Source organism: Stenotrophomonas capsici (assembly GCF_034961085.1).
In the GTDB taxonomy this organism is placed as follows: domain Bacteria; phylum Pseudomonadota; class Gammaproteobacteria; order Xanthomonadales; family Xanthomonadaceae; genus Stenotrophomonas; species Stenotrophomonas capsici.
In genome coordinates, this window is record NZ_JAYFUH010000188.1 from 1 (window position 1) to 2448 (window position 2448).

At 67.8% G+C, this 2448-nt stretch carries 2 protein-coding genes; one reads left to right on the top strand and one right to left on the bottom strand.

The window, feature by feature from the left end; all coding sequences use genetic code 11:
• Positions 1-1516: ATP-binding protein (locus VA603_RS11215; protein ID WP_323438884.1), on the top strand; the 1516-nt coding region annotated here is incomplete at its 5' end.
• Positions 1517-1544: 28 nt separating this feature from the next.
• Here the strand turns inward: VA603_RS11215 and VA603_RS11220 are convergent.
• On the bottom strand, positions 1545-2448 hold a 904-nt coding region (locus tag VA603_RS11220; RefSeq protein WP_323438885.1), incomplete at its 5' end, for a fimbrial protein.

The following is a 2448-nucleotide window of genomic DNA, read 5'->3' on the forward strand; positions in this document are numbered from 1 at the left end:
GGAACTGGAACAGGCGCGCCGCGCCGCCGACGCGGCCAACCAAGCCAAGTCGGCGTTCCTGGCCACGATGAGCCACGAGATCCGCACACCGCTCAACGCCATCCTCGGCAACCTCGAGCTGCTGGAACGCTCGCCGTTGTCCGGCAGCCAGCTGCAGCAGGTACGCACCGTCACCTCGTCCTCGTCCGCGCTGCTGGGCATCATCAACGACATCCTGGATTTCTCGCGGGTGGAATCCGGGCAGATGCAGCTGGAATCCATCGCCTTCGACCTCAGGGCCCTTGCCGTCGAAACGGCGGCGTTCTTCACGCCCATGGCACAGGCCAAGGGCCTGGTGCTGGACACCAGCCTGGACGATGGACTGGCCCCGGCGTACCGCGGCGACCCCACCCGCATCCGCCAGATCCTCTACAACCTGCTGGGCAACGCGCTCAAGTTCACCCATGAAGGCGATGTGTTGCTGGAGCTGTACCTGCAGGACGAGGACCGGCCGGATTCACCCTTGGTGATCGGTGTCAGCGATACCGGCATCGGCATGAGCACCGAGCAGCAGGCCGGGCTGTTCCAGCGCTTCTCGCAGGCGGACAGCTCCATCGCCCGTCGCTTCGGTGGCAGCGGCTTGGGCCTGGCCTTGTGCCGGGCGCTGGTCGAGCTGATGCAGGGCGGCATCCAGGTGCACAGCGTCCTCGGCCAGGGCAGTACCTTCCTGGTCACGCTGCCGCTGGAACCGCTGCAGGCGGCAGCTCCCACTCCTGGACCGTCGCTGGCTGTTGAACCGCCGCATAGCCAGCGACGGGTGCTGGTGGTCGACGACCATCCCGCCAACCGCGAGCTGATGCGGATGCAGCTCGACGCCCTCGGCCAGCGGGCCGACATCGTCGCCAGCGCGGCCGACGCCTTGGCCCTGCAGGAACGGCAGGCCTACGACGTGGTGTTCACCGACCTCAACATGCCCGGGATGGACGGCTGCATGCTCGCCCACGCCCTGCGCGCGCGTGGCTTCGTGCAGCCGATCATCTCCATTACCGCGCATGCCTCCGCACATGACCGGCAGCGCTGCACGGAGGCCGGCATCAGCGAGGTGCTGGTCAAGCCGATCCTGCTGGAAAGCATCGGCCGCATCCTTGCGCAGGACCGCCCAGCGGCAACGGCGTCCGCCGCAAATGCCGCGGCCTCCGACCTTGCCACGGGCCCGCTGCCCGCCGCCGTGCACGCGGCCCTGGACAGTGCGTTCGAGCAGTCACTGGCGACACTGGATCAGCTGCTGGATCCCGCGGGCCAAGCCAATGCGACGAACGCGACGGTGCCCGGCGATGACCCCATCCACGCCATCGGCCAGCAGCTGCACTCGGTGCGCGGCGGCTTCGCGCTGGTCCATGAAACCGAGCTGGTGGCGCGCTGCGCCCGGATGGAAGCGTTGCTGCTGCAGCGTGACCTGGGCGCAGTGCGCGCCGAGCTGGTCCACCTGCGTGAACAGGGCCGCCGGGCCTTGCAGCAGCGCAAGCCAGGGGCCTGAACCCAGCTGCCACCGGTGCCGGGAGGCATCATTCGTAGCTCAGCACGAAGGTGGCTTTGGCATTCGCGCTCCCCGGTGTGATTTCTGCCCGTGTCTGCACGTACCGGGCCATCAACGGGATCTCGAAGCGGCCGTTGTGGGTGCGTCCGGCAAACCAGCGTGCATCGGCGGCCGGCTCGCCGGCGTTGCCGCCATAGGACAGCAGCGTGCCGCCGTGGAGCACCTGCAGGCCCACGCCCACAGCGGTCGAGCCAGGGGTGAGGGACAGCTGGGTGGAGCGGTTCGCCGGATCGCTCTGGTCCATCAGCACCCCGTACACCGCCGTGGAAATCTGCGGACGCCCGCCACCGCAGTCGACGGCGATGCTGAAGCCCCGCTCGCCCACCGTGGTGCCGATGCCGTTGAACTCCTTCAGCCGGGCCGAGCCCATCGGCACGGGCACCAGCGGCGTGGCGACCGTGCAGGTCGGCCGTCCCGCGTCCACATTGGTAGCGCCCTTGAACGCGAACACGCGCCATTGATGGTTGCCGTTGCTGGTCAGGTAAGCACCGCCCTGCAGCCCGGCAAGCGAACCCGACTGGCTGATCGGCCCGGTCTTGACCAGCTGCAGGCGCCCCGGCCAGCTATTTGTGTCTTTCTGGGGAAAGACAAAGCGGTTCTCCAGCGGAAAGGCGACGCCATTGAAGTAGAAGCGGATACCCACGCCGGGGATGCCGCTCTCGTAGGTGTTTTCGCCGAGATAAGCCCCGCTGGAGAGCATGTACTTGTTCGGAACCTCACCGGAGAGACCCGGGCAACGGGTCTCGGTGGGGGCCTGCAGGACCAAGGTCCCGCTGATGTCGGCCAGTACCTTGCCGTCGCCGAGGTCCGGATTGATGGTGATCGTCTCCGGCAGGGTCATCACGAAGGTTGTCGGCAGCCCGGTGTTGGTG